Origin of the sequence: Bacteroides sp. (assembly GCA_036351255.1) — a bacterium.
In the GTDB taxonomy this organism is placed as follows: Bacteria; Bacteroidota; Bacteroidia; order Bacteroidales; family UBA7960; genus UBA7960.
Genome location: JAZBOS010000021.1, coordinates 58401 through 79755, shown reverse-complemented (window position 1 = coordinate 79755; position 21355 = coordinate 58401). Strand labels below are relative to the sequence as shown.

19 protein-coding genes and 1 riboswitch are annotated in these 21355 nt (G+C 47.1%); of the genes, 13 read left to right on the top strand and 6 right to left on the bottom strand.

Annotated features, from left to right (window positions below):
- Positions 1–2 precede the first annotated feature (2 nt).
- Both V2I46_02000 and kdsA read left to right on the top strand, forming a co-directional pair.
- On the top strand, positions 3–329 hold the full coding sequence (locus V2I46_02000) for a cupin domain-containing protein (GenBank protein MEE4176262.1): 327 nt from the start codon (positions 3–5) through the stop codon (positions 327–329).
- Positions 330–348: 19 nt separating this feature from the next.
- Positions 349–1176 carry a 3-deoxy-8-phosphooctulonate synthase gene (gene kdsA, locus V2I46_01995; protein ID MEE4176261.1) on the top strand — a complete coding sequence of 276 codons (828 nt, stop codon included), beginning with the start codon at positions 349–351 and terminating at the stop codon, positions 1174–1176.
- Here the strand turns inward: kdsA and V2I46_01990 are convergent.
- From V2I46_01990 to V2I46_01980, 3 genes are read right to left on the bottom strand one after another with little or no spacing between them, the layout of a single operon-like run.
- Complete coding sequence (locus V2I46_01990) at positions 1151–2542, bottom strand: alpha/beta hydrolase-fold protein (protein ID MEE4176260.1); 1392 nt, start codon at positions 2540–2542, stop codon at positions 1151–1153. The two genes, kdsA and V2I46_01990, sit on opposite strands and share 26 nt — an antisense overlap.
- Positions 2543–2561: 19 nt before the next feature.
- Positions 2562–3830, bottom strand: coding sequence for a peptidoglycan DD-metalloendopeptidase family protein (locus V2I46_01985; protein ID MEE4176259.1), 1269 nt, complete (start codon positions 3828–3830; stop codon positions 2562–2564).
- A gap of 26 nt (positions 3831–3856) precedes the next feature.
- The gene (locus tag V2I46_01980; GenBank protein MEE4176258.1) at positions 3857–4426 is read right to left on the bottom strand and encodes a YIP1 family protein; all 570 of its coding nucleotides are present in this window, start codon (positions 4424–4426) and stop codon (positions 3857–3859) included.
- A gap of 61 nt (positions 4427–4487) precedes the next feature.
- On the opposite strand from V2I46_01980, the gene xerD reads away from it, so the two are divergent.
- The 5 genes from xerD to V2I46_01955 all read left to right on the top strand — a co-directional run bounded on the left by xerD (position 4488) and on the right by V2I46_01955 (position 11756).
- Entirely contained in the window at positions 4488–5399 is a 912-nt protein-coding gene (gene xerD / locus V2I46_01975; GenBank protein ID MEE4176257.1) for a site-specific tyrosine recombinase XerD, read from the top strand.
- 107 nt (positions 5400–5506) lie between these two features.
- Entirely contained in the window at positions 5507–9196 is a 3690-nt protein-coding gene (locus V2I46_01970; protein ID MEE4176256.1) for a chitobiase/beta-hexosaminidase C-terminal domain-containing protein, read from the top strand.
- A gap of 387 nt (positions 9197–9583) precedes the next feature.
- The gene (locus V2I46_01965) at positions 9584–11017 is read left to right on the top strand and encodes an endonuclease (GenBank protein MEE4176255.1); all 1434 of its coding nucleotides are present in this window, start codon (positions 9584–9586) and stop codon (positions 11015–11017) included.
- A 46-nt stretch (positions 11018–11063) separates the two neighbouring features.
- Positions 11064–11246 carry a PspC domain-containing protein gene (locus tag V2I46_01960; GenBank protein MEE4176254.1) on the top strand — a complete coding sequence of 61 codons (183 nt, stop codon included), beginning with the start codon at positions 11064–11066 and terminating at the stop codon, positions 11244–11246.
- A gap of 3 nt (positions 11247–11249) precedes the next feature.
- Positions 11250–11756, top strand: coding sequence for a DUF456 domain-containing protein (locus V2I46_01955; protein MEE4176253.1), 507 nt, complete (start codon positions 11250–11252; stop codon positions 11754–11756).
- Between the two features lie 77 nt (positions 11757–11833).
- Here the strand turns inward: V2I46_01955 and V2I46_01950 are convergent, their stop codons facing one another.
- A complete protein-coding gene (locus V2I46_01950) occupies positions 11834–12010 on the bottom strand; it encodes a hypothetical protein (GenBank protein MEE4176252.1) in 177 nt (58 codons plus the stop codon).
- A gap of 12 nt (positions 12011–12022) precedes the next feature.
- Positions 12023–12224: riboswitch (cobalamin riboswitch) on the top strand.
- Positions 12225–12358: 134 nt separating this feature from the next.
- Between V2I46_01950 and V2I46_01945 the strand changes: the two genes are divergently transcribed.
- The 6 genes from V2I46_01945 to ligA all read left to right on the top strand — a co-directional run bounded on the left by V2I46_01945 (position 12359) and on the right by ligA (position 19379).
- Positions 12359–14293 (top strand): TonB-dependent receptor, encoded by a 1935-nt coding sequence (locus tag V2I46_01945; protein ID MEE4176251.1) that lies wholly within the window; start codon positions 12359–12361, stop codon positions 14291–14293.
- Positions 14294–14363: 70 nt separating this feature from the next.
- Positions 14364–14873: a DUF6452 family protein gene (locus tag V2I46_01940; protein MEE4176250.1), complete on the top strand. Its 510-nt coding sequence runs from the start codon at positions 14364–14366 to the stop codon at positions 14871–14873.
- The gene (locus tag V2I46_01935) at positions 14827–15507 is read left to right on the top strand and encodes a DUF6048 family protein (GenBank protein ID MEE4176249.1); all 681 of its coding nucleotides are present in this window, start codon (positions 14827–14829) and stop codon (positions 15505–15507) included. Before V2I46_01940 ends, V2I46_01935 begins: the two co-directional genes overlap by 47 nt.
- Positions 15508–15646: 139 nt before the next feature.
- Entirely contained in the window at positions 15647–16318 is a 672-nt protein-coding gene (locus V2I46_01930; protein ID MEE4176248.1) for an HD domain-containing protein, read from the top strand.
- A gap of 72 nt (positions 16319–16390) precedes the next feature.
- Complete coding sequence (locus V2I46_01925; protein ID MEE4176247.1) at positions 16391–17242, top strand: universal stress protein; 852 nt, start codon at positions 16391–16393, stop codon at positions 17240–17242.
- Positions 17243–17330: 88 nt separating this feature from the next.
- A complete protein-coding gene (gene ligA, locus V2I46_01920; protein ID MEE4176246.1) occupies positions 17331–19379 on the top strand; it encodes an NAD-dependent DNA ligase LigA in 2049 nt (682 codons plus the stop codon).
- A 376-nt stretch (positions 19380–19755) separates the two neighbouring features.
- On the opposite strand, the gene V2I46_01915 is transcribed toward ligA, so the two are convergent.
- Positions 19756–20406 (bottom strand): ABC transporter ATP-binding protein, encoded by a 651-nt coding sequence (locus tag V2I46_01915; GenBank protein MEE4176245.1) that lies wholly within the window; start codon positions 20404–20406, stop codon positions 19756–19758.
- Between the two features lie 218 nt (positions 20407–20624).
- The gene (locus tag V2I46_01910) at positions 20625–21335 is read right to left on the bottom strand and encodes a hypothetical protein (protein MEE4176244.1); all 711 of its coding nucleotides are present in this window, start codon (positions 21333–21335) and stop codon (positions 20625–20627) included.
- Positions 21336–21355: the final 20 nt, after the last annotated feature.

Below are 21355 nucleotides of genomic sequence, written 5' to 3'. Positions count from 1 at the left end.
AGATGCAGGCAAAAAACATTCTCTCAACAGGACAGATTCCCTTTGTGACTGACCAGGAGCATTTCGAAACCCTCTTCAGTGATCGGGAACTTCACATTGAAAGAATCGTAAGCAAGGGGCAGGTCACGCCTCCTGACATTTGGTATGATCAGGAAGAAAACGAATGGGTTATGTTGATTCAAGGTAAGGCCAGTCTGGAGTTCGAAAAAGGTGAAATGGTGCATCTAAGCCCGGGAGATTATATTTTCCTGCCCGCCCGTCTGAAACACCGGGTGACTTACACCAGTAAAACACCTCCATGTATCTGGCTTGCCATTCATTTTAAATAATATTTTAAATTTACCGGCTATGAATTCTGTCCTTGAATCCATTGTAAACCGTGAAGCCCTCAAAGGAAAGCCCTTTTTCCTGATGTCAGGCCCCTGTGTGCTTGAAAACGAAGAAATGGGTTTTGAGATCGCAAGAAAAATTTCAGACATCACCCGTAAGTTTAACATACCATATATCTTCAAGGCTTCCTATAAAAAAGCTAACCGTTCAAAACTGGAGAGTTTTACTGGTATCGGCGATACCATTGCCCTGAATATCCTTCAACAAATTGGCCAGGAACTGGATATTTCGGTGGTCACGGATATTCACACCAATGAGGAAGCCTATATGGCCGCCCGGCATGTGGATGTGCTGCAGATTCCTGCTTTTCTATGCAGGCAAACAGAATTGCTGGTCGCTTCCGGCAAAACCGGCAAGGTTATCAACATAAAAAAAGGGCAGTTTCTTTCCCCATCCGCAATGGAGTTTGCCATTGAAAAAATCCGCTCAACTGGAAATCAAAAAATCATTGTTACCGAAAGAGGCACGACTTTTGGCTATGGTGACTTGGTTGTGGATTTCAGGGGAATACCCATTATGCAGGAACTTGGTGTTCCGGTAGTCCTTGATGTCACCCATTCACTTCAGCAACCCAACCAATCAACTGGTGTAACAGGAGGACTGCCTCACTTAATTGAAACCATGGCCTGTGCAGGTATTGCAGCAGGCGTTGATGGTTTATTCATTGAGGCTCACCCCGATCCAAAGAATGCAAAATCGGATGGTGCCAATATGCTCAAACTTGACAAGTTAGAAGGGCTTCTGGAAAAATTGGTTCGTATCAGGGAAGCCAGATTTTCTGCGTAAACTGAAGGTCATTGCCGATTACCCTAGCAATTACCAGACCTCGCAGGTGAGGAGGGAGATGAATGGCTTGTCCGGCCATTATATTTACACCATACAATGCTTGGCCAAACAGATTAAAGATTTGCAGGTGGTATGGCCCCTCCGGTCTGCCTTGGCCTTGTTCCAGCCATATTCTGTTTCCCTGCTGCCTTAGCTTAATCTCCCTTTCGGGGTAAATTACTGGTGTATAGGTGGCTGAAGTATTGAACAACCACTGGTAGGCCTGCCCAAACTGCGACTGCCACAAAATTTCATTGTGCTGTCCCCCGGGGACCACCACAAGTGTTACCTCACTTTCCCCGAAGCCAATGGAAAACAGGGTATCGACCATGGCTTGCATTTGATCAACCAAACCTGAACTTTCGTTACTGCCTCCCATGATGAAATATTTCATAGGGTGTTGTTTACCTGTTTCGCTGGCAAAGGTGTATACAGAATCTGAAAACCAGAAAGAGGGAGAGAAGATCCCCGCCTTTGAGAAAACATCCTGATGCTTATGGGCAATATAAAAGGAAATTAGCCCCCCAAGGGAACTACCCATTACTCCAGTATGCTCCCTTCCCGGAAAGGTCCGATAATTCTCGTCAATAAATGGTTTCAGCGTTTCAATAATAAAATTGGCATAAAGGTCACCATCGCCTCCCCCATACTGGTTATTCAACCAAGGAGTATATTCATCGATACGATCCCCTCCCCCGTTATCAATACCAACCACAATGGGAACAGGCTGGCCTTCCTCAAACAAATCATTCAGGGTTTCATCAACCTCCCACTCCCCTGCGAAAGATGTGGCCTGATCAAAAAGGTTTTGCCCATCGTGCATATACAAAACCGGATATTGCTCACCCGAATTCTCATAATCCGGAGGGAAATAAATCCAGATACGCCGCGTGCGATTCAACTGAGGCATCTCGAAGTCAGTACTCAGGATAATAACATTCTCTGCAGCAGTGGAGTTTGTTTCCCCAGTATCTTCCCAACTTAAGATGTTTACCTGGAGGGTATCGGCAGTACCAAAAGTAAAACTGCGGTTCGGTAAAAAACCCCCGTTTTCATTGCCTTCAACGGTCTGCCAGCTCCCTCGGGTGAATTTAAAACTAATGGTTCCCTCCCCTGTAAGTACAATCTCAGGTTCACCTTCATCATTGGGTTCAAGGATAAAAGAAGCATGACCCGGGTCCCAATTATTAAAGGTTCCCGCAATAAATATCTGGGCCCCTTCAGGAGTATTAGCAGGTATTGACGTAACAATAACAGTAACCTCTTCTGCGCGAAGGCTGCCAGCCAGCAAGATCAAAAGAATACCCAGGAAATATTCTGGTTTCATGAATTCAAATTATGAATAATTAAACAGGTAATTCCTGACTGAAAGGAATCTTATTCAATTCCCGGGTAAGGCTGTCGCGGATTTCAACAAACGCAGACATATAATCAACTGGGAGCGGATCTGCTGAAGGAAATTCTTCCCTCAGGTGGTCAACTTGATGTCCGTTTTTCCAAAAACGAAAACATACGTGAGGCCCGGTAGCCAGTCCCGTAGCGCCCACATAACCAATTACCTGCCCTTGCTCCACTTTAACACCTGGTCTGATTCCAGCAGCGAAACGCGACATATGGAGATACTGAGTCTCATATACCGAGTTATGGCGGATCCGAACATAATTTCCGTTTCCAGAAGAATAGGCTGTCTGTGTCACTACTCCATCCCCAACAGACAGGATAGGTGTTCCATGTGGGGCAGCGTAATCGGTTCCGTAATGAGGACGCCGGTGCTTTAGGACTGGATGCATCCTGCTTGAAGAAAACCGGCTGGAAATTCGCCCGAATTCAAGAGGGGCCTTCAGAAAAACTTTGCGCAGATTCTCTCCTTCAGGATTGAAGAAGCCTTGAAGGGTATCCGATTCAAAGTGAAAGCCATATATCTCGCGCCCCTGATGAACAAAGTACAAAGCATCAACATCCGGAATACCAACCGATTTATCTCCAACAAAATTCTCTTTATATAGGACCTTAAAACGGTCGCCTTCCTGAATCCTGTAAAAGTCAACTTCCCAGGCCAAAACCTCTGAAAGGCGAATTATCAGCTCAGGACTTAAATTGTTGTCAACCATCGCATTCCACAATGAAGAAGTGATCAGCCCCGAAGCAGTCCTGTCCAGGGTCGTAACTTCCTTCTCCCCTTTCTCAATCGTCAGGCTGTCGCCCAGGCCAACTTTCAAATAGTCAAGCATTGAGATCTCGTAAACAAAATACTGAAGCTGTGGTACGGAGTCGTTTGAATAGTATCCATGGTATGCCTGTCCGGCTTTGATTCGCCGGGGATTAAACACTTCCTGAATCTGGCCTGCAATGACATGAATTATCTCAGGGGATAAACTAAAAGTGGAAAGAATATGTGAAAGGGTTTGATTGGGCTTGACTACCTCGCTTTCTATTAAGTATTGGTCTTCAGGAAAACCAAATTCATCAAAGGTAATCTCGGGAACCTCCTCCTGGTTTTGATGGATTTGGTTTTGAGAAAAGCGGCGAATCATCAAAAATCCAAATACCAGCAAAACGGCAAGGCTTATAACGATAAGAATAATGAGAAAACGTGGTCGGGATCTTTCCGTCATGATCAAGGAAACATTATTTGTAATTATCAAACTGTAACAGGTGCAAAAATAATCAATCTGATCAAATAGAGTCCTATCAAAGAAAGACCCAGGAAGATGAAGAAAGAAAGAAAAGTGAAACCTGCAAGGCGGTTCTTTGGGATATCAAGAATCACGGGGGCTCCACTCCAAAAAAGCACCAATGAAAAGCCCATTCCAACCAGTGCTATGAAGGATATAACCGGTGCCAGTGCTGCAATAAGCTGAGACAATAAAAATGGGATATAAGAGACAACCGATAATTTAAGACTTGAGGAGTAATCGGGGACAAGTTTGTAAGTCCCTGACAGGCGGGCTATCATCCAGGGGCCAGCAAGTAAGACCAAAAGATTCGACAATAAATGGGATAAAAACAAAATACCAAGAGGGCGGTCAACAAAAGCTTCCAAATCCTGATCACTGAGCGCCCGTCCAAAAGAGCCCAGCAAAATAAAAGGTAAACCAAATACAAGAAAAAAACGTATAAGAGATATGGGATGACTCTTGACTGTTTGCCAGGCACGCGGTGGATTAAAAAATACGCCGGGCACGATTGAAAAAAATATATCTGAATGCATTAATGCAATTTTTGTACCGTTATTGAAAAGGAATGACAAAATTACCAATAATATTGCGGTCATGAACTGGAAAGCCTGGGAAAAAGGATTTGAGTCATATCTTCAACTTGAGCGATCACTTTCGTCCAACAGCGTGGCTGCCTATTTGCGTGATCTTGGAAAGCTCACTGATTTTCTAAATACCCATCACCCAGTTCTCAAGCCACAGGATGTCACCATAAATCACCTCTCCGCTTTTATGAATTGGGTGGGAAGTCAGCAGGCGTCTAGTGGCAGCCAAGCCCGAATTCTTTCCGGTGTACGCGCCTTTTTTAAATACCTGCTGGTTGAAGATATTATTTCAGTAAATCCGGCCAAGACGCTGGAAACCCCCAGAATAGAACGGAAACTTCCTTCCGTTTTAAGCAATCAGGAAATTGAAGACATCCTGAATGCAATTGATTTGAGTAAACCAGAAGGTCCCCGCAACAAGGCTATCATCGAAACCCTTTATGGTTCAGGCCTGCGGGTTTCAGAACTGGTGAACTTAAAAATAAGTGATATAAATTTCCAGGAAGAATACCTCTTGGTGACTGGCAAAGGCGATAAACAACGTCTGGTCCCTATAGGACTGGAAGCCTTGAAATTCATCCGTATCTATCTTGACTCTAGTCGGCTGCAAACCATGCCCAAAAAAGGGCATGAAGACATCGTTTTTCTGAATAAGAGGGGGGGCCGTCTGAGCCGAAACATGATCTTTCACATCATTAAATCCCTCTGCAGAGAAGCAGGAATTCATAAAAATGTCAGCCCCCACACCCTCAGGCATAGTTTTGCAACCCACCTGGTTGAAGGCGGAGCCGACCTGCGTGCAGTGCAGGATATGCTGGGGCACGAATCCATCACTACGACCGAAATATATACCCACCTCGACCGCGAATTTCTGCGCGAAGCCATTGTCTCCTATCATCCAAGGTCAAGAAGGAAGAACTAAACCCTTCCAGTTTTTCAACAGTCCCTTTTTTAGTACTCAGGGAATGATTAACTTTGCCTGCTACTATTGAATCTTTTCAGGCATTTTTTAAACATAATCCTATTGTGATGAAGAAAATTTCTTTTCTTAAGACCTTGGCCTTCGCCTTACTACTTTTTTCCTTTTCCCTTTCTGCCTGGTCGCAAGTTGTGATCAGCCAGGTGTATGGCGGTGGTGGAAACTCAGGGGCTACCCTGAAAAACGACTTTATAGAGATTTTCAACCAAAGCTCAGAACCTGTTAATCTGGCAGGATGGTCTGTGCAATACGCCTCATCCACTGGCACAAGCTGGCAAGTGACCCAACTTACTGATTTTACGCTTCAACCCGGTCAGTACTACCTGGTTCAACAGGCCCAGGGTTCTGGTGGAACGGTAGATCTTCCCACGCCCGATGCAACTGGAACAATGGCCATGGCTGCCAGCAATGGCAAAGTGGCCCTGGTTAACAACACAACTGCACTTTCAGGCTCGTGCCCCACAGGCTCAGAAGTCATTGATTTGGTAGGATATGGTACTGCCAATTGTTTTGAAGGCAGCGGTGCAACTGCCCCAATTTCGAATACCACTGCAGCCATCCGTCTCGATGATGGCTGTGTTGATACCAACAACAATAATGCAGACTTTGTGGTGGAAACACCCAACCCAAGCAATACTGCTTCCCCTGTTCACGTATGCTCTACCACTCCCAGCGTGGCAATGCCTTCCTTCGATCCTGCTCCTGGCATGTATACTTCCCCTATTGATGTTACAATAAGTACCACCACAGAAGGTGCTAGCATTTATTACACCCTCGATGGCAATGACCCAACAGAGGCCAGCACCCTCTACACAGGACCGGTAAACATCTCCAGTACAACGACCATCAAGGCCAGGGGATATAAAGCCGGCCTGGATCCAAGTTATGTTGCCACCGGGGTTTATGCTTTCCCCACGACGGTTTCAACCATTGCCGAACTTAAGCAATTACCCACAGGTTCAACCCCCTATATCCTTTCAGGTGAGGCAACCCTCACTTACCAGCAGGATTTCAGAAATCAAAAATACATTGAAGACGAAACCGGGGGAATCCTGATTGATGACAACAGCGGAATAATCACCTCGGCTTATAGCTTATACGACGGAATTACAGGAATTGAAGGCACCCTTACCGTTTACGGAAACATGTTCCAGTTTACGCCTCTGTCCGACCCGGGTCCTGCCACTTCAACCAACAATGTCATTGAACCCCTCGAGATTTCGCTGGCTGAATTCGTAAACAACTTCGAAACTTACGAGTCAAGGCTGGTCACCATCCAGAATGTGTCGTTCGTAAGCCCCGGCGGAAATTTTGAAAACGGACAGACATACTCCATTACCGATGGCATCACCACCGCCACCCTCAGGACCACTTTTTACGACGTGGATTATATTGGTACGCCCATCCCCACCAATCCTTTCCATCTGACCGGCCTGCCCAATTCACGGGCTGAGGGAGATTTTATCACCCCGCGTTTTTTAAGCGACTTTAACTTCGATCTCATCAGCACCGATGCCAGCCTCTCAGCTTTAACCCTTGGGGGGTTGGATGCACTCGACTTGACGGGCGTTGAGGTGAATGATCCTTCTGAAGAGGGTGCTACCATTTTCGTTTCTGACTTCACTGATTTTGAAGGTATTGTAGTCACAACCAGCCATCCTGCAGCTACCTTCGCCGTGTCCCTGAACGGCGACCCCGTTGACGAGGCCGACCTTCCTACCCAGGCCTTATTCTCCGGAGATGTCGTCGTGGTGACTGTCGTGGCTGAAGATGAAACAACCACCAAATACTACAAGGTGACCCTCACCGACGAGATTCGGGAACTGGCATTCACTGCCCCCATCGGCGGTGAAGAATACGAAACGGGAGAACCAGTGACCGTCAGCTGGACTTCCGAAAACATCCAGACCCTTAACCTGTATGTCTACCAGGCAGGGTTCTCAACACCCGTGGCCGAATACACTGACATCACTGCCGCCAACGGCACCTTTACCGAGAACCTCCCCAACGGTGCCCACGGCAGCTATTACTTCAGGCTCAGCGATGCCAGCGACCTCAACTTCTACGCCGAAAGTGCCAACGTCACCTTTATCGACATCCTCGATCCGGAGGTTCTGGCCCTGACCCCTGAAAATAATGCCGTGGAGGTTCCAGCCGACCAGGGCTTCATCATTACCGTAAGCGAAAATATCTGGCCTGTTTCAGGGAAGAACATCATCATCTATACCAGCAGTGATGATGCCATCGTGGAGACCATTTCTTCCACCTCTTCACAGGTAAACATTGAAGACAACCAAATCCATATCAATCCCTCCAATGACCTGGCCTTCGAAACCGCTTATTACATCCTGGTGGATGAAGGTGCCTTTGCCGATCTTGGAGGCAACACCTTGCCGGGAATTGCCGAAGGCGAGTGGAGTTTTACCATAGGGACCGAACCTGTCATTGAAGTTATCTGTAACGGTGATTTCGAAAACTGGACAGATGGCAAGCCCGACTGTTGGTTTGGAGCCAAGACCAACCTGGTTGCTGCAGCCGTCATGCAATACACCGAGAACCCGCAGTCAGGAAGTTCAGCGGTTCAGCTTATCAATGCCGAAGGGAACCACAAACGGTTCACTTCGCAGGCCACCAGCGTTGAGAACGGACAGAATTACAGGGTCACTTTCTGGCTCAAGGGCAAGGGTGACATCCGCACTGGTCTTTTTGATGAACGCGAAGATGCCTATGGATACTTTTATAATGAATACATTATAGTAAACAGTGACACCTGGGCAGAATACTCACAGGTAATCCTTGCCGAAAACTCATCAGATGTGGCGGAATTTATTTTCTCTTTGCGCAATTCTGACGAAGCCATGGGGCACCTTCAACTCGATAACGTAAGTGTTGAGGTCATCAGCAACGAAGCTACCCAGGTGTCCAACTTGCTGGCTTTGCGTGGAGGGGAAACAGGAATGCCTTACCAGCTTACTGGAGAAGCCATACTAACATACCAGCAAAATTTCCGTAACCAGAAGTACATCCAGGACAATAGCGCTGCTATTGTGATAGACGACTTCGATGGAGTTATTAGCACAAATTATGACATTGGTGATGGGATCACAGGCATTACAGGAACCCTGACCATCAACAACGGCATGCTTCAGTTCGTCCCAACCGAAGACCCCGGCGCAGCTACCTCAACAGGCAACCCGGTGGTCCCGGAAGTCCGCACCCTGGCCAGCCTGACATCAGACGACCAGGCCAAACTGGTGAAGATAGAAAATGTCAGTTTCGCCAACGCTTCCGGCAACTTTGCCACCAGCCAGAATTACGAACTGACCTCGGCAAATGGCAATGGCGTATTCCGCACCTCCTTCTTCGATGCTGACTATATTGGAACTGCGGTACCTGTGCAGCCACAAAACCTTAGCGTTTTGGTGAGCCAATACCTGACAACCATCCAGGTTACGGCAAGAGATCTGGATGATTTTGAACTTTCCACCAGTGTCACGTTGACAGAAATGCCCGCTGTGAGCATTTACCCCAACCCTTTCAGCGACCACATCCGTCTGTTAAACCTCGAACAAATTGACATTGTTCGTCTTGTGAACAGCAGTGGGCAGATCGTAAGGGAATATGAGGCTGTGGATGGCGACCTCCAAATTGGCACTTCATCCCTTGAGAGAGGCTTGTACATCATTCAATTGATTGACAAAACCGGACAGGTTTACGTCAGGAAAATGATCAGGCAATAAGCCGTCATTCAACTTTTCTTTTTAAAAAGCTGCCCGGAAAAAACCTCCGGGCATCTTTTTTCTTAAACACCGAACATAAATAATCATAGGTTCCCTGACTGAATCCTTTGCTCAACCTGTTCCTGCCCCATCCCTATTATTCTTACAAAGCTCAATAAGATTGAAAAAAAACATTTCTTTGGAAAACTCTTTTGGAAAATCTGAATCAGCTTTAAACCGGAGTTTAACCGGTGTTTAACCGGTTATAATTGGTTAAACACCGGTTAAACTCCGGTTCAAATCATAATTTGGTTTTTTTAAAAAAAGATGATCAGGCAAGGACTTTTGAAGATGAGGCATTTTATTTCTTGAGCCTTTTCCCTACATTTGCCAATTAATACGAAACGAATGTCAATTTTCACTACTCGCAAGTTCACCCCCTTGCTCCTGGTTTTTGCGCTGATTATGACAAATGTTCAAGCCATCTCCGCGGGCAGCATTAGCCTCTCCGTGTCCAGTCTGCCAGATTTTCGGGGAGTTTTTCCGGGGCATTTCTCCGATGTGCAGTTTTATTACGTTCAGGCCAGTGAGTTGAGCGAAGATCTTTCCATTAGTGCAGATGGGCCCTTCAGGATTTCTTTGGATTGCAGTGAAAATTTCGGAAGCAGCCTGAACCTGACCCAAAACAACGGAACGATTGCCTCCAGGCGGATCTATGTAAGGTTTTTCCCTGAATCAACCGGTGAAAAGCAGGGGACAATAACCCATCAATCCGGTGATTCGGGCCCCGAAATCCTTGGTGTTTCAGGCTTGGGGATTGAAAGTACCATTCCCAGCGGATATTATGATGGAGCCACCGGACAGGGCAGTCAGCTTAAGACCCAGCTGTTTGACATCATCAACGACCACCAGCCCCAAACCTATTCAAGCCTGTGGACCCATTTCCTGGAAACTGACGCCACTTATTCAGGAAAGGTCTGGGATATGTATTCCGACATCCCCTGCCAGGAACCTCCCTACACCTTCACCTTTGGCGATGATCAGGATTCCGGCTCAGGGGGGAATGTTGAGGGCGAATTTTACAACCGCGAGCACTCGGTTCCACAATCGTGGTTTGAGAGCGCCATGCCAATGTACACCGAGCTGTTTCATATTTTTCCCTCCGATAAGATGGTGAATGGCAAAAGAGGCAATTACCCTTACGGGGAGGTCAACAATCCCAGCTGGACATCGCAGAATGGCAGTAAACTGGGACCCAACATCTTATCGGGTTATTCAGGGATTGCCTTCGAACCTATCGATGCTTACAAGGGTGACATCGCCCGGGGATATTTTTATATGGCCACCCGCTATGAGGACGACCTCAGCGAATGGATTGGCAATGGCAATGCCGGTGAAGTGTTCACCAGCAATGAATTCCCTGGCCTGAAAGCCTGGGCGGAAGAGATGTTTCTGGAATGGCATACCCGGGATCCGGTCAGCCAAAAGGAAATCCTCCGCAACCAGGCCATTTACGAGATCCAGGGGAACCGGAATCCTTTCATTGACCATCCAGAGTTTGCCAGCAGAATCTGGGACGAAAATAATGTCTCGGTAAGCGATCCCCAGGCTATCGCAAAAATAACTGTTTACCCCAACCCCGCCCGGGACTGGTTTATTCTTGAAGCACCCGAAGGCACGTACAAGTTGGAATTATTCACGTTGCATGGGGCAAGGGTCTTCACAGAAACCCTGGTTCCCGGTGAAACCCGTATCAGTACCAATAACATGATACCAGGCCTTTATCTATTGATATTAACCACCGAACAGGGGAACTTTCACCAAAAGGTCCTTGTTGAATGAAGCTTTTTCCTGGAAGACCATTTTATAAACCATTAACACCAAAAACATGAACAAAAAATTGACCAAAGGCAGCGACCGGATGATTGCAGGTGTTTGCAGTGGAATTGCCGAATACTTCGACATCGATCCTACCTTGATTCGTATTCTTTTTGTTTTGTTTGGCCTTACCGGCGCTGGCATCATATTTTATTTGATCCTGGCCATTATCATACCATCAAAAGAATACTAGCATATGGCTGAAGGCCTTTTGATTACCCTTAGCATCCTGCTGCTGATACTGGGCACCGTGGGGGCATTTCTGCCTGTATTGCCCGGCCCTCCCCTGAGCTTTGCCGGGATGCTGATTCTACATTTCACCCCGGGTTATGATTTCACCGGCAAACAGCTGATCATTTTTGGCCTGCTGGCAGCCATCATCACCATTGTCGACCTGGTTTTGCCCGTTTACGGAACCCGCAGGACCGGGGGAAGCAAACGGGGGATGTATGGTGCGGCCATTGGTTTAGTGGCTGGTATTTTCTTTTTCCCGCCTGCAGGAATTATTGTTGGCCCTTTTTTGGGAGCCCTCATTGCCGAATTATCGAACAACAGGGACCTGGCCCCGGCCGTCAGGGCTGCCTTTGGAAGTCTTGTGGGGTTGCTGGCGGGCGCTTTGCTCAAATTCGTCTATTCTATTGCCGTGATCTGGATCTGCCTCCGGCTGTTATTCTTTGGTTCACAAACCCTGGCCCTGCTCTGAAGGCAGAAAACCCGAATCCTGCATTATTAAAAGGGATTCTTTATTCCTTTTGCCCGGGAACCTCTGGTCCGGATTATTCAATGGCTTTTCCCGATTCTTGTTTGTCCCCACAAGGGAAATGAAGAAAAAGAAAAAACAGCAACTGAATAAAACCGTTTTTCAGAAAAAACAGGATTTATAAACAAGCTTAGCTTGCTGGCTTTCTTTGTCTTTCCAGCTTTTTTCAGGGAGTTATCAACACCGCTACCTTTCATAGAAAAATCCTCTATCTTTGCCCCGGTTACGGTTCCGGAACCCAATCGGGTGCTCCGGATGAAAAGGGAATCAGGTGAAAATCCTGGACAGTTCCCGCTGCTGTAAGCTCTTTCCAATTGTTACCAATCTATGCCACTGTCCCCTATTATACGGGATGGGAAGGCGGTAAACAAGGAGTAAGTCAGAAGACCTGCCATAACCAGTGAATTTGTAGCTTTCGGGAAAAAAGCGAAGAAAAATTGAGTCCTCTTTTTTTCTCCAACTGGTTTCACCGTTTGTTACAGATGATAGAAATTATATCATTTGTTTAACATTCCCGGATTGTTCCGGGACGAAATTCATGCATTATGCAAAAAGGATTAATGTTTTTTTTGTTTAGCGGGCTTTTCATTGCCGCCACTTATGCAGAAGAACCCGACACCCTGATCACCTTGCAGGAAGTTTCCATTACCGCCAGACGTCAAACGGATTTCGGCACTGGCCACAACACCCAAACGCTCGATAGCCTCGCGCTTCAGCGGCAACCTGATCAGGATTTGGGATATTTACTTGGCAGGCAAACAGGATTGTTTATCAAAAGTTATGGTCCGGGGATTCTTGCCAGCACCGCCTTGCGGGGTGGACAACCGGGCCAGACTGCCCTGATGTGGAACGGCTTCAACCTGCATAGCCCGATGAATGGACAGACTGATCTTGCTTTATTACCGGCCCTGTTTGCCGATGAGGTCCAGGTACAGTATGGCGGAGGAAGTGCCCTGTGGGGCAGCGGAGCCATGGGAGGGGCCATTTTTATCAACAACCATCCCAGCAGAAAACAGGGCCTTTCCGGCAGCCTGGGCTTTTATACCGGAAGCATTGGCGACCTGAGCCAGCAAGTGAAGATAAGCTATGGGAGGCCCCGTTTCTCGACGACCTTGCGGGCCTTCAACCGGAATGCCGGAAACCAGTACCGTTTCGAAAACACCACCCTCCCGGAAAACCCTATCGAGACCCAGGAATTAGCAGGCATCACCCAAAGGGGCATCATGCACGACACCTGGTTTCAGCTGGGGAAAGCCCACCGGTTTGATCTGCGTTGGTGGTGGCAGGAAAGCGACCGCGACATTCCACCCTCACTTGATATGGCGTATTATGAGTCGAGGCAACAGGATCAAAGCCTGCGGCTCAACGCGCAATACCAGCTCAGTCTGCCCAGGTTGCTGATATTTGTCAGGGGAGCCCATTTTGAAGATTACCTCGATTTCAGCGACAACTTCGAATACCTCGCAAACAGTTATTCCAATCAGTTAACAGGGGAAGCGGAGGCTCGCTGGAACCCCCTTAAGGGCTTGATCGTGAATTGGGGTTTCAATGTTCAAAAAACCACCGCCAAGGCGGAAGAGTATGAAGAGGAAAAATACCGGAACAGCCTGGCGCTGTTTGCCTCCACCAAGTGGGAGGCCTTTGAAGACCAGTTGGAAGTGGTGCTGAGCGGGCGCCAGGAGATTGTAAGAGACCGGGAAATTCCCTTTTCACCTTCTCTGGGCCTTGCCTGGAAACCTATCCGTCACTGGGTAGTAAAGGGCAATGCCGGATACAGCTATCTGCTGCCCTCACTGAATGACCTTTACTGGAACCCGGGGGGCAATCCCGACCTGAAACCCGAACAGGGCTGGGGCGGCGAAATGCGTGTTGAACGCAATGTGGCCCGGGCAATCAACAAGCAATCCTTCAATATCTTTGAACATCTGAGCATCGGCGGTTATCACAGGAGCATACGCAACTGGATCATCTGGCTGCCTCAGGGCGACTCGTGGATATGGATGCCCGAAAACAGGCTGGAGGTGAAAAGCTACGGCCTGGAAAGCCGATGGGGAGGCCATTGGCAATTGGGACAGGGCACCATTGAATGGAGCCTAAGATATGACCACACCATCGCGCAAAATTCAAAAGGAGTTGGTGAAGACGACCCTTCGATGGGCAAACAACTTATCTATGTGCCACATCACCGCGGAGGCATCAACCTGAGGTTTTCCATCAGGAGCCTGGGCATCTTCTACAACCACGAGATCACTGGAAAGCGATACACAAACAGCGACAACAGCCAGTCGTTGCCTTCTTACCACACCGGGGATATTGGCTTGTACTGGAAACATAGCGTTTTCAATCACCAGTTGGGGCTGAACCTGACCGTGGAGAACCTCTGGAACACCCCTTACCAGATCATTGCCAACCGCCCCATGCCCCTGAGGTACTTCAGAGGAGGTATTACATTTTCTTTTGCTCAAAAAACGGAAAGCTAATTTTACATTTCTAAGGGTAAGAGAAACTATCCACCACCCTCCTTGGTATTTTTTCTTATTTTTGCCGGATATGAAAGTCATTTCAGGATCGGGTGCAATGATGGTGGTGGCATGTTTGCTCAGCATGTTGTTCCTGGGCTCTTGCCAAAGCGACGAGTTATGCGAGGAAGCCACCTCCAACCCGCTTCGGCTGGGCTTTTACCTGCCCACTGTTATAGATGGGGCGCCAACGGCCTACACCGTCGACAGCCTCACCGTTTATGGTGCAGGCCGGGCCGACAGCCTGATTTACGATAACACCAAAAGTGTCCGTAGCATTGAAGTCCCACTGAACCCTGCATCGACTAACACTGGCTTTGTTTTCATTTTCCCTGAGAACATCACGGACACCCTTTGGGTGGAATATACCCATTCCCTGAATTTTGTCTCTGCCGAATGCGGATTTACAATGTTCTATGATATTCTTGAAGTATCACATACCAATTACCGGATCAGCACCGTTCAACTATCCCAAAACCTGCTTAACCACAGCCTTGAAGAACATATCAAAATACTGCTTTATCCTGACGCTGACCTTTAGTCTTGGAGCCAGGGCGCAAGACATGGACACGCTGGTTTTCAGGCCAACGGTTAGCTTAGGGTATGACCTTTCGGGATTGGCAAGAAATTACTTTGAGCCTGAGGTGATGGTGCATGGTATCTCGGGGAGCTTTGAATGGCAGCCAAACTGGTTTGCAGCCATTGAAGCTGGCAACTTGGACGTAGCTATAGCACGTGAAACCCATAACTACGATGCCCGGGGACTATTTTTCCGGGCGGGAGTGAATTACAACCTGCTTCAGAAAAATCCATCCATGAAAGGAGAAGAGATCTTCCTCTCCTTCCGTTATGGTTTTGGTACGCTAAGCCACGAAGCCCCCAGGATTATCATCAACGATCCTTACTGGGGCTCTGTGGAAGGGGCCTTCGAGGCAGCCAGGTATTCGGCCCACTGGGCAGAAATTGGCGGGGGATTGAAAACCAAATTATTCTGGAACTTATACCTGGGATGGGATTTACGCATCAGGCTGATGCTGGCACGCAAGCCGGGTTCGGACATGGACCCGTATTATATCAGCGGATTTGGGAAAAATGATGGAAATACTTCTGTGATGCTGCATTATAGCCTGTTTTATAAATTTTCTGCCGGAAAAAATAAATTATATATACGATAAATACAAAAACTTCGTTTTACCCTTGTTAGCGTTTGTCCGACGCATACCATGTTGAATGTTAGGCTACTTTGATCGAAAAAACGGGAAAAATCCACCTGTAAGTCTTTTGCCTTTACAGGAAAGGTATGGTTTTCAATCCATGCCCTCTAACCATAGTGATGTTTTTATGGAATTTACCCGTGCAAAAGAATTTATTGTCCAGAAACTTTCACGGGAATTAAGCCCCTCCCTTTTTTACCATAACGCCCAGCACACCCTCGACGTTTGCCGCTCAGTAGAAACCCTGGCCATCATGGAAAAGGTCGGGGATGACAACCTGTTGCTGTTACTTACCGCTGCCCTTTATCACGACACAGGCTTTCTTTGGTCGTATGAAAACAATGAACCCCTGGCCTGCGATTTTGCAGAAGAAACCCTGCCAGGTTTTGGATATTCCGACAAACAGTTGGCGGTGGTCAGACAGTTGATCATTTCAACGACCATGCCACAGCAACCCCGCACCCTGCTGGAGAAAATACTCTGCGATGCAGACCTGGATTATATCGGACGCGATGACTTTTTCATCACCGCCCTCCGGCTGCACCGCGAATGGAGCGAGAACAGCACCCAGAAGATCCCTTTCAGGACCTGGTATGAAAGGCAGCGGGATTTTGTAGAGTCACATGAATTCTTTACCCGTTCGGCAAGACTTTTACGCAACGAGAAGAAGAGAAAAAACCTTTCACAGGTAAAAGAACTCCTTGATTTGATCGAAACCTCCACAAATTTCGATCAAAAAAAGATCAATGGTATAAAGAAACTTTATTTATGATGAAAATTTCGTAATTTGGCTGAGCCTTTCCAATAACCATATAAAGCTAATAGGAACCTAACCCCACAGAATATGGAACCTGAAAAAAAAGAAGTAATCCTCGTTGCAACCGATTTCACCAAAATTGGTGATTATGCCATTGACAACGCGGCACAAATGGCGCGCCTCACCGGGGCAAAACTTGTCGTGCTGCATGTTGTAAATGAAACAACCAAGAGCAAGTTGAAAAAGGAGAAAAAGACCATTGATTCAATTGGCAGCAGACTTAATGATATCTGCAAAAAGATTGAATCACAGTATGGAATAGAAGCGGATTTCATGGCTCCTGAAGGCAGCATTTTCAACACCATTGCCGAAACTGCCAAAACCACTGAAGCCACCTATCTTTTCATGGGTACCCACGGGAAGAATGGGGTACAGTTCTTGCTGGGCAGCTTCGCATTGAAGGTGATTACGACCTCCCCCGCCCCGATGTTTGTGGTAAAAAAACAAAGTGAGAATAACAAATTCAAAAACTTTGTTTATCCCCTGGATACTGAACTAGGATCAAAACAGAAGGTCAAGTGGGCCATTGAACTGAACCAAGCCCTGGGCTCTGCATTCCACATCCTGGTTTATTTCCCCAACGACGAGCCTATCCAGCGCAAAATGACGGGCGACCTGAAGCAGGTAACCAAAATCCTCGATCAATACAAGGTTCCCTATACCATTGGCTACCATAAATCCATCAAAGGCTTTGAGCAGGCGGTCGTAAATCTGGCACTGGAGAAAAAAGCCGATGCCATTATGATGAGCACCGACCCCGAGAAGATCACTTGGAACCCCTTTGGCTCACCCGAGGAAAAGTTAATCTATAACAAAGAAGGCATCCCGGTGCTTTGCATAAACTCGCAAGACCTTAAGGTTATCATTGGTGGGCCATAATCGCCTGACGACATTGAATTAGAAAGCCGGTTGATACCGGCTTTTTTTATAATTTTATGCTATTCTGCGAATTCAAATTTTCATCAGCATGAATCTCCAGCAAGCCCGGGAAAGAGTCAGCGAATTGACAAGCCTGCTCAACGATCACAACTACCGCTATTATGTTCAGGCTCAACCATCCATCAGCGATTATGAATACGATATGCTGATGGAGGAACTCATAAAGCTTGAAACCAGTTTTCCCGAATTGATCGACCCTAACTCCCCCAGTCAGCGGGTTGGCGGTGCAGTCACCAAAAAGTTCCCGGTGGTGCGGCATAAATATCCTATGATGTCACTGGGCAATACCTACAGCAAGGAAGAACTGAAGGAATTTGACAACCGGATCAGGAAAATCATTAACGATGAATTTGAATATGTTTGTGAGTTAAAGTTTGATGGTGTGGCCATTGGTATCACCTACCAGAACGGCATCTTGCTTCGTGCCGTAACCCGGGGCGATGGGATTCAGGGGGATGAAGTGACCACCAATATCAAAACCATACGCAGCTTACCTCTCACCATTGCGAAGGAAGGAATCCCCGCTGAATTTGAAGTGCGCGGGGAGGTTTTTTTGCCCCATAAGAGTTTCCTTAAACTCAACAAGGAAAAGGAAATCAATGAAGAAGAACCCTTTGCCAATCCGCGTAATGCAGCCGCAGGAAGCCTGAAAATGCAGAACTCGGCCCTGGTTTCAAAAAGAGGACTGGATTGTTTCATCTATGGTCTTTTCAGCGACAAGCTGGTGTTTTCTACTCATTTTGAAAGCCTTCAGGTCCTTAAGGACTGGGGGTTCAAAATATCTGAATTCATCAAAAAATGCAAAAACCTCGAAGAAGTGTTTTTGTTCATCGAGACCATGGAACAACTCCGGCCAGAATTGCCCTTCGACATCGATGGCGTGGTGATCAAAGTCAATGACTACCGCCAGCAAGAGCAATTGGGCTACACCGCCAAGTCGCCCCGCTGGGCTATCGCCTATAAATTTAAGGCCGAGCGGGTAGCCACTCGCTTGCTCGATGTCATTTACCAGGTAGGGCGAACAGGGGCAGTAACCCCGGTGGCCGTATTAAAACCAGTGACCGTGGCAGGCACAACCGTAAAAAGGGCATCGCTTTACAATGCCGACCGTATGGCGGAACTCGACCTGCATAAACTCGATGAAGTATATGTAGAGAAAGGCGGCGATATCATTCCGAAAATCGTGGGGGTCAATGAAGCCGTGAGGCCTGCCAATGCACATAAAATTGAATTCGCCACCCATTGCCCCGAATGTGGAACCAAATTGGAACGCATGGAAGGGGAAGCCATACATTATTGCCCCAACAGCGAACACTGCCCCCCGCAGCTCCTGGGAAAAATTGAACACTTTATCAGCCGGCGCGCCATGGATGTAGAAACCCTCGGACAAGGGCGCATCGAGATCCTTATGAGCTATAATCTGGTTCGGAATGTTGCCGATCTTTTCGACCTGAAGTATGACCAGCTGCTGGGACTGGAGAAAACCATAACCGATCCCCTAACCCAGAAAACAAAAAAGATCAGTTTTCGCGAGAAAACGGTCGGGAACATCCTGAGCGCCATTGAGAACTCCAAGAAAGTGCCTTTCGAACGGGTACTGTTTGCCCTGGGAATCCGGCTCCTGGGAGAAACCATGGCCCGCAAGCTGGCCAGGCACTTTGGGAATATTGATAATTTGATGAATGCCAGTTTTGAAGAACTGAACGCTGTGAATGAGGTGGGCGAGAAAATGGCACATAGTATCCTGGATTATTTCAGAGACCCCGAGCACGTGGAAATCATTGAACGGTTGAAAAAAGCTGGGCTGCAGTTTTCAACGGAAAAGAATCCCACCCAAGCAAAAGGAAACCTGGAAGAAAATACCCTGGTCGTATCAGGGGTCTTTTCAAACTATTCGCGCGATGAAATCAAGGCCCTCATCGAAAAGCACGGCGGGAAGGTGACAGGCTCGGTATCCTCAAAGACCAACTATTTGGTAGCAGGCGAAAATATGGGACCTGAAAAACGAAAAAAAGCGGAAGAACTGGGGGTGAAGATCATTTCAGAAGATGAGCTTGAGGATTTGATCAATCAGTAAATCCCGTTCATTTAACAGCACGTAACCAGGGAATTATTCCTTCCTTGAATCAATCCCATTCTAAATCAAATCATTAATATCCAGGCTGGAACAAGCCCCTACCATCCACCTACCTTGGTCGTGTCTACAAGAGCCATGCACGACCCTGACAAGAGCATTACACGACCATGGTACGACCATGGTGGAATATTAGCCTGTTTTTTTATCATCAAACAGCTATTTTTACAGACAAATAAATATTATTAATTTGAATTCAGCCTTATCCAGGAGGATCTTGCTGTGAAGGCTTGTTGTGTTTTTATAACTAATTGATTTACAATTATTTATTTACACAGGGAGGTTCAAGAATTGGTCAAAGGTCAATGGATTTGTAAGCTTAGCCGATTATCCCGTCCTTGATAGTAAGTTTGCGATCGGCCATATTGGCCAGTTCGTTGTTGTGGGTCACGATCACAAACGTTTGCCCCAAACGGTCGCGCAGAGAAAAAACCAATTTGTGCAATTCTTCGGAAGATTTGGAGTCGAGGTTTCCGCTGGGTTCATCGGCAAGCACAACGGCAGGGTTGTTAATCAAGGCCCTGGCCACTGCTACCCGCTGCTGCTCACCTCCCGAAAGCTCCGAAGGTTTATGGTCAAGGCGTTCGGCCAGGCCAAGCATCTCCAATAATTCCCGGCCCCGCTTCTCAGCTTCACCCTTGTTCCTGCCGGCAATGAAAGCCGGAATACAAACATTCTCAAGGGCGGTGAATTCGGGCAACAAATGATGAAACTGGAATACAAAACCAATGTTGCGGTTGCGAAACTCGGAGAGCTTCTGATCGTTAAACCCTTTGATATTTTGATTGTTAACGATTACCTCACCCTGGTCGAAGGGATCGAGGGTTCCGATTATATGCAACAATGTGGTTTTGCCAGCACCGGAAGCCCCAACAATGGAAACGATTTCACCAGCCTTGATCTCAAGGCTAATGCCCTTCAGCACTTTCAGGTTGCCATAGGATTTATGAATATTGTCTGCACGGATCATAGAAACTTCAAAAAATATACTCCGAAAGCCAAATGGTTCAAACTACGGAGCGGTTTAACAGCCAAATGCCGGATAATAGCATTGTTTCCGGCAGCCCAAAGTTATCAAAGTAATTGGCAAATGCCCCAATTTTTTTGCCAATTATATTCAAAACCTACCTGTGGGGGAAAGAGAAAACCCAAAGGATTTGAAGGATCCAGATACCTGGGTTAAAGCTATTATGAAGATCCATCCTGCTTTTCAAAAACAGAATTCTGAATAGCCGTAATCAGTTTTTCCCCGTTGAGGACATTATAATACACGACCGTCACATGGAGCAAATGATTGCCTGTCACAGCCGAAAAGACCTCCTGCCTTTTTTGAACCTGGTCTTCATGGATAAATTCGAGGCTCATTCTTTTGAATGGCACTTGGTCAATCAGCACATCCGAAACTTCACAATCGCAGGGATAAGCGTTCCTTGCAGTGATTGATTGTCTGAGGCGTTGCTGAGTCTGGGTTATTATTTGCTCATTGGTTTGAAAAACGACTCGGCTGTACAGTGCTTCTACGGAGGCATAAGCCACCACAGAAAAGGCGTCGCCCAGGGCAAGGAATAGACCGGTGTCGCCAATGGAGTCAGGGGCAAAACCCGGGACCTGTGGCAACTGGTTCCAGTCCTTCAAATGCTCGTTATCCAGCAGGGTCATCCCTTCGGGGAAGTTAATCTGCCAGCCCAGATCAGGGTTCGTGTACTTGTTTCCCTCAAAATAGCCGGTGTTGAACTCCTGCCCTTCCTTCAAGGCTATTTTTCGGTTTCGGTTACGGGTAAGAAAATAGACTGCGGCAAAGCATACCGCAAAGGAAATAATGGAGAAAAGGATCAGGCGTCTGAATCCCGATCCTTTCCTTTTTGTTATTGTTCTTTTTTCTTCCGGGCTTTCTTCCATGCTGAAAAAATCAAATCCGG

Excerpts from the sequence above, each read along its gene's own strand:
- V2I46_02000 (MEE4176262.1), top strand. The coding sequence starts at position 3 with ATGCAGGCAAAAAACATTCTCTCAACAGGACAGATTCCCTTTGTGACT.
- kdsA (MEE4176261.1), top strand. The coding sequence starts at position 349 with ATGAATTCTGTCCTTGAATCCATTGTAAACCGTGAAGCCCTCAAAGGA.
- V2I46_01990 (MEE4176260.1), bottom strand. The coding sequence starts at position 2,542 with ATGAAACCAGAATATTTCCTGGGTATTCTTTTGATCTTGCTGGCTGGC.
- V2I46_01985 (MEE4176259.1), bottom strand. The coding sequence starts at position 3,830 with ATGACGGAAAGATCCCGACCACGTTTTCTCATTATTCTTATCGTTATA.
- V2I46_01980 (MEE4176258.1), bottom strand. The coding sequence starts at position 4,426 with ATGCATTCAGATATATTTTTTTCAATCGTGCCCGGCGTATTTTTTAAT.
- xerD (MEE4176257.1), top strand. The coding sequence starts at position 4,488 with ATGAACTGGAAAGCCTGGGAAAAAGGATTTGAGTCATATCTTCAACTT.
- V2I46_01970 (MEE4176256.1), top strand. The coding sequence starts at position 5,507 with ATGAAGAAAATTTCTTTTCTTAAGACCTTGGCCTTCGCCTTACTACTT.
- V2I46_01965 (MEE4176255.1), top strand. The coding sequence starts at position 9,584 with ATGTCAATTTTCACTACTCGCAAGTTCACCCCCTTGCTCCTGGTTTTT.
- V2I46_01960 (MEE4176254.1), top strand. The coding sequence starts at position 11,064 with ATGAACAAAAAATTGACCAAAGGCAGCGACCGGATGATTGCAGGTGTT.
- V2I46_01955 (MEE4176253.1), top strand. The coding sequence starts at position 11,250 with ATGGCTGAAGGCCTTTTGATTACCCTTAGCATCCTGCTGCTGATACTG.
- V2I46_01950 (MEE4176252.1), bottom strand. The coding sequence starts at position 12,010 with ATGAAAGGTAGCGGTGTTGATAACTCCCTGAAAAAAGCTGGAAAGACA.
- V2I46_01945 (MEE4176251.1), top strand. The coding sequence starts at position 12,359 with ATGCAAAAAGGATTAATGTTTTTTTTGTTTAGCGGGCTTTTCATTGCC.
- V2I46_01940 (MEE4176250.1), top strand. The coding sequence starts at position 14,364 with ATGAAAGTCATTTCAGGATCGGGTGCAATGATGGTGGTGGCATGTTTG.
- V2I46_01930 (MEE4176248.1), top strand. The coding sequence starts at position 15,647 with ATGCCCTCTAACCATAGTGATGTTTTTATGGAATTTACCCGTGCAAAA.
- V2I46_01925 (MEE4176247.1), top strand. The coding sequence starts at position 16,391 with ATGGAACCTGAAAAAAAAGAAGTAATCCTCGTTGCAACCGATTTCACC.
- ligA (MEE4176246.1), top strand. The coding sequence starts at position 17,331 with ATGAATCTCCAGCAAGCCCGGGAAAGAGTCAGCGAATTGACAAGCCTG.
- V2I46_01915 (MEE4176245.1), bottom strand. The coding sequence starts at position 20,406 with ATGATCCGTGCAGACAATATTCATAAATCCTATGGCAACCTGAAAGTG.
- V2I46_01910 (MEE4176244.1), bottom strand. The coding sequence starts at position 21,335 with ATGGAAGAAAGCCCGGAAGAAAAAAGAACAATAACAAAAAGGAAAGGA.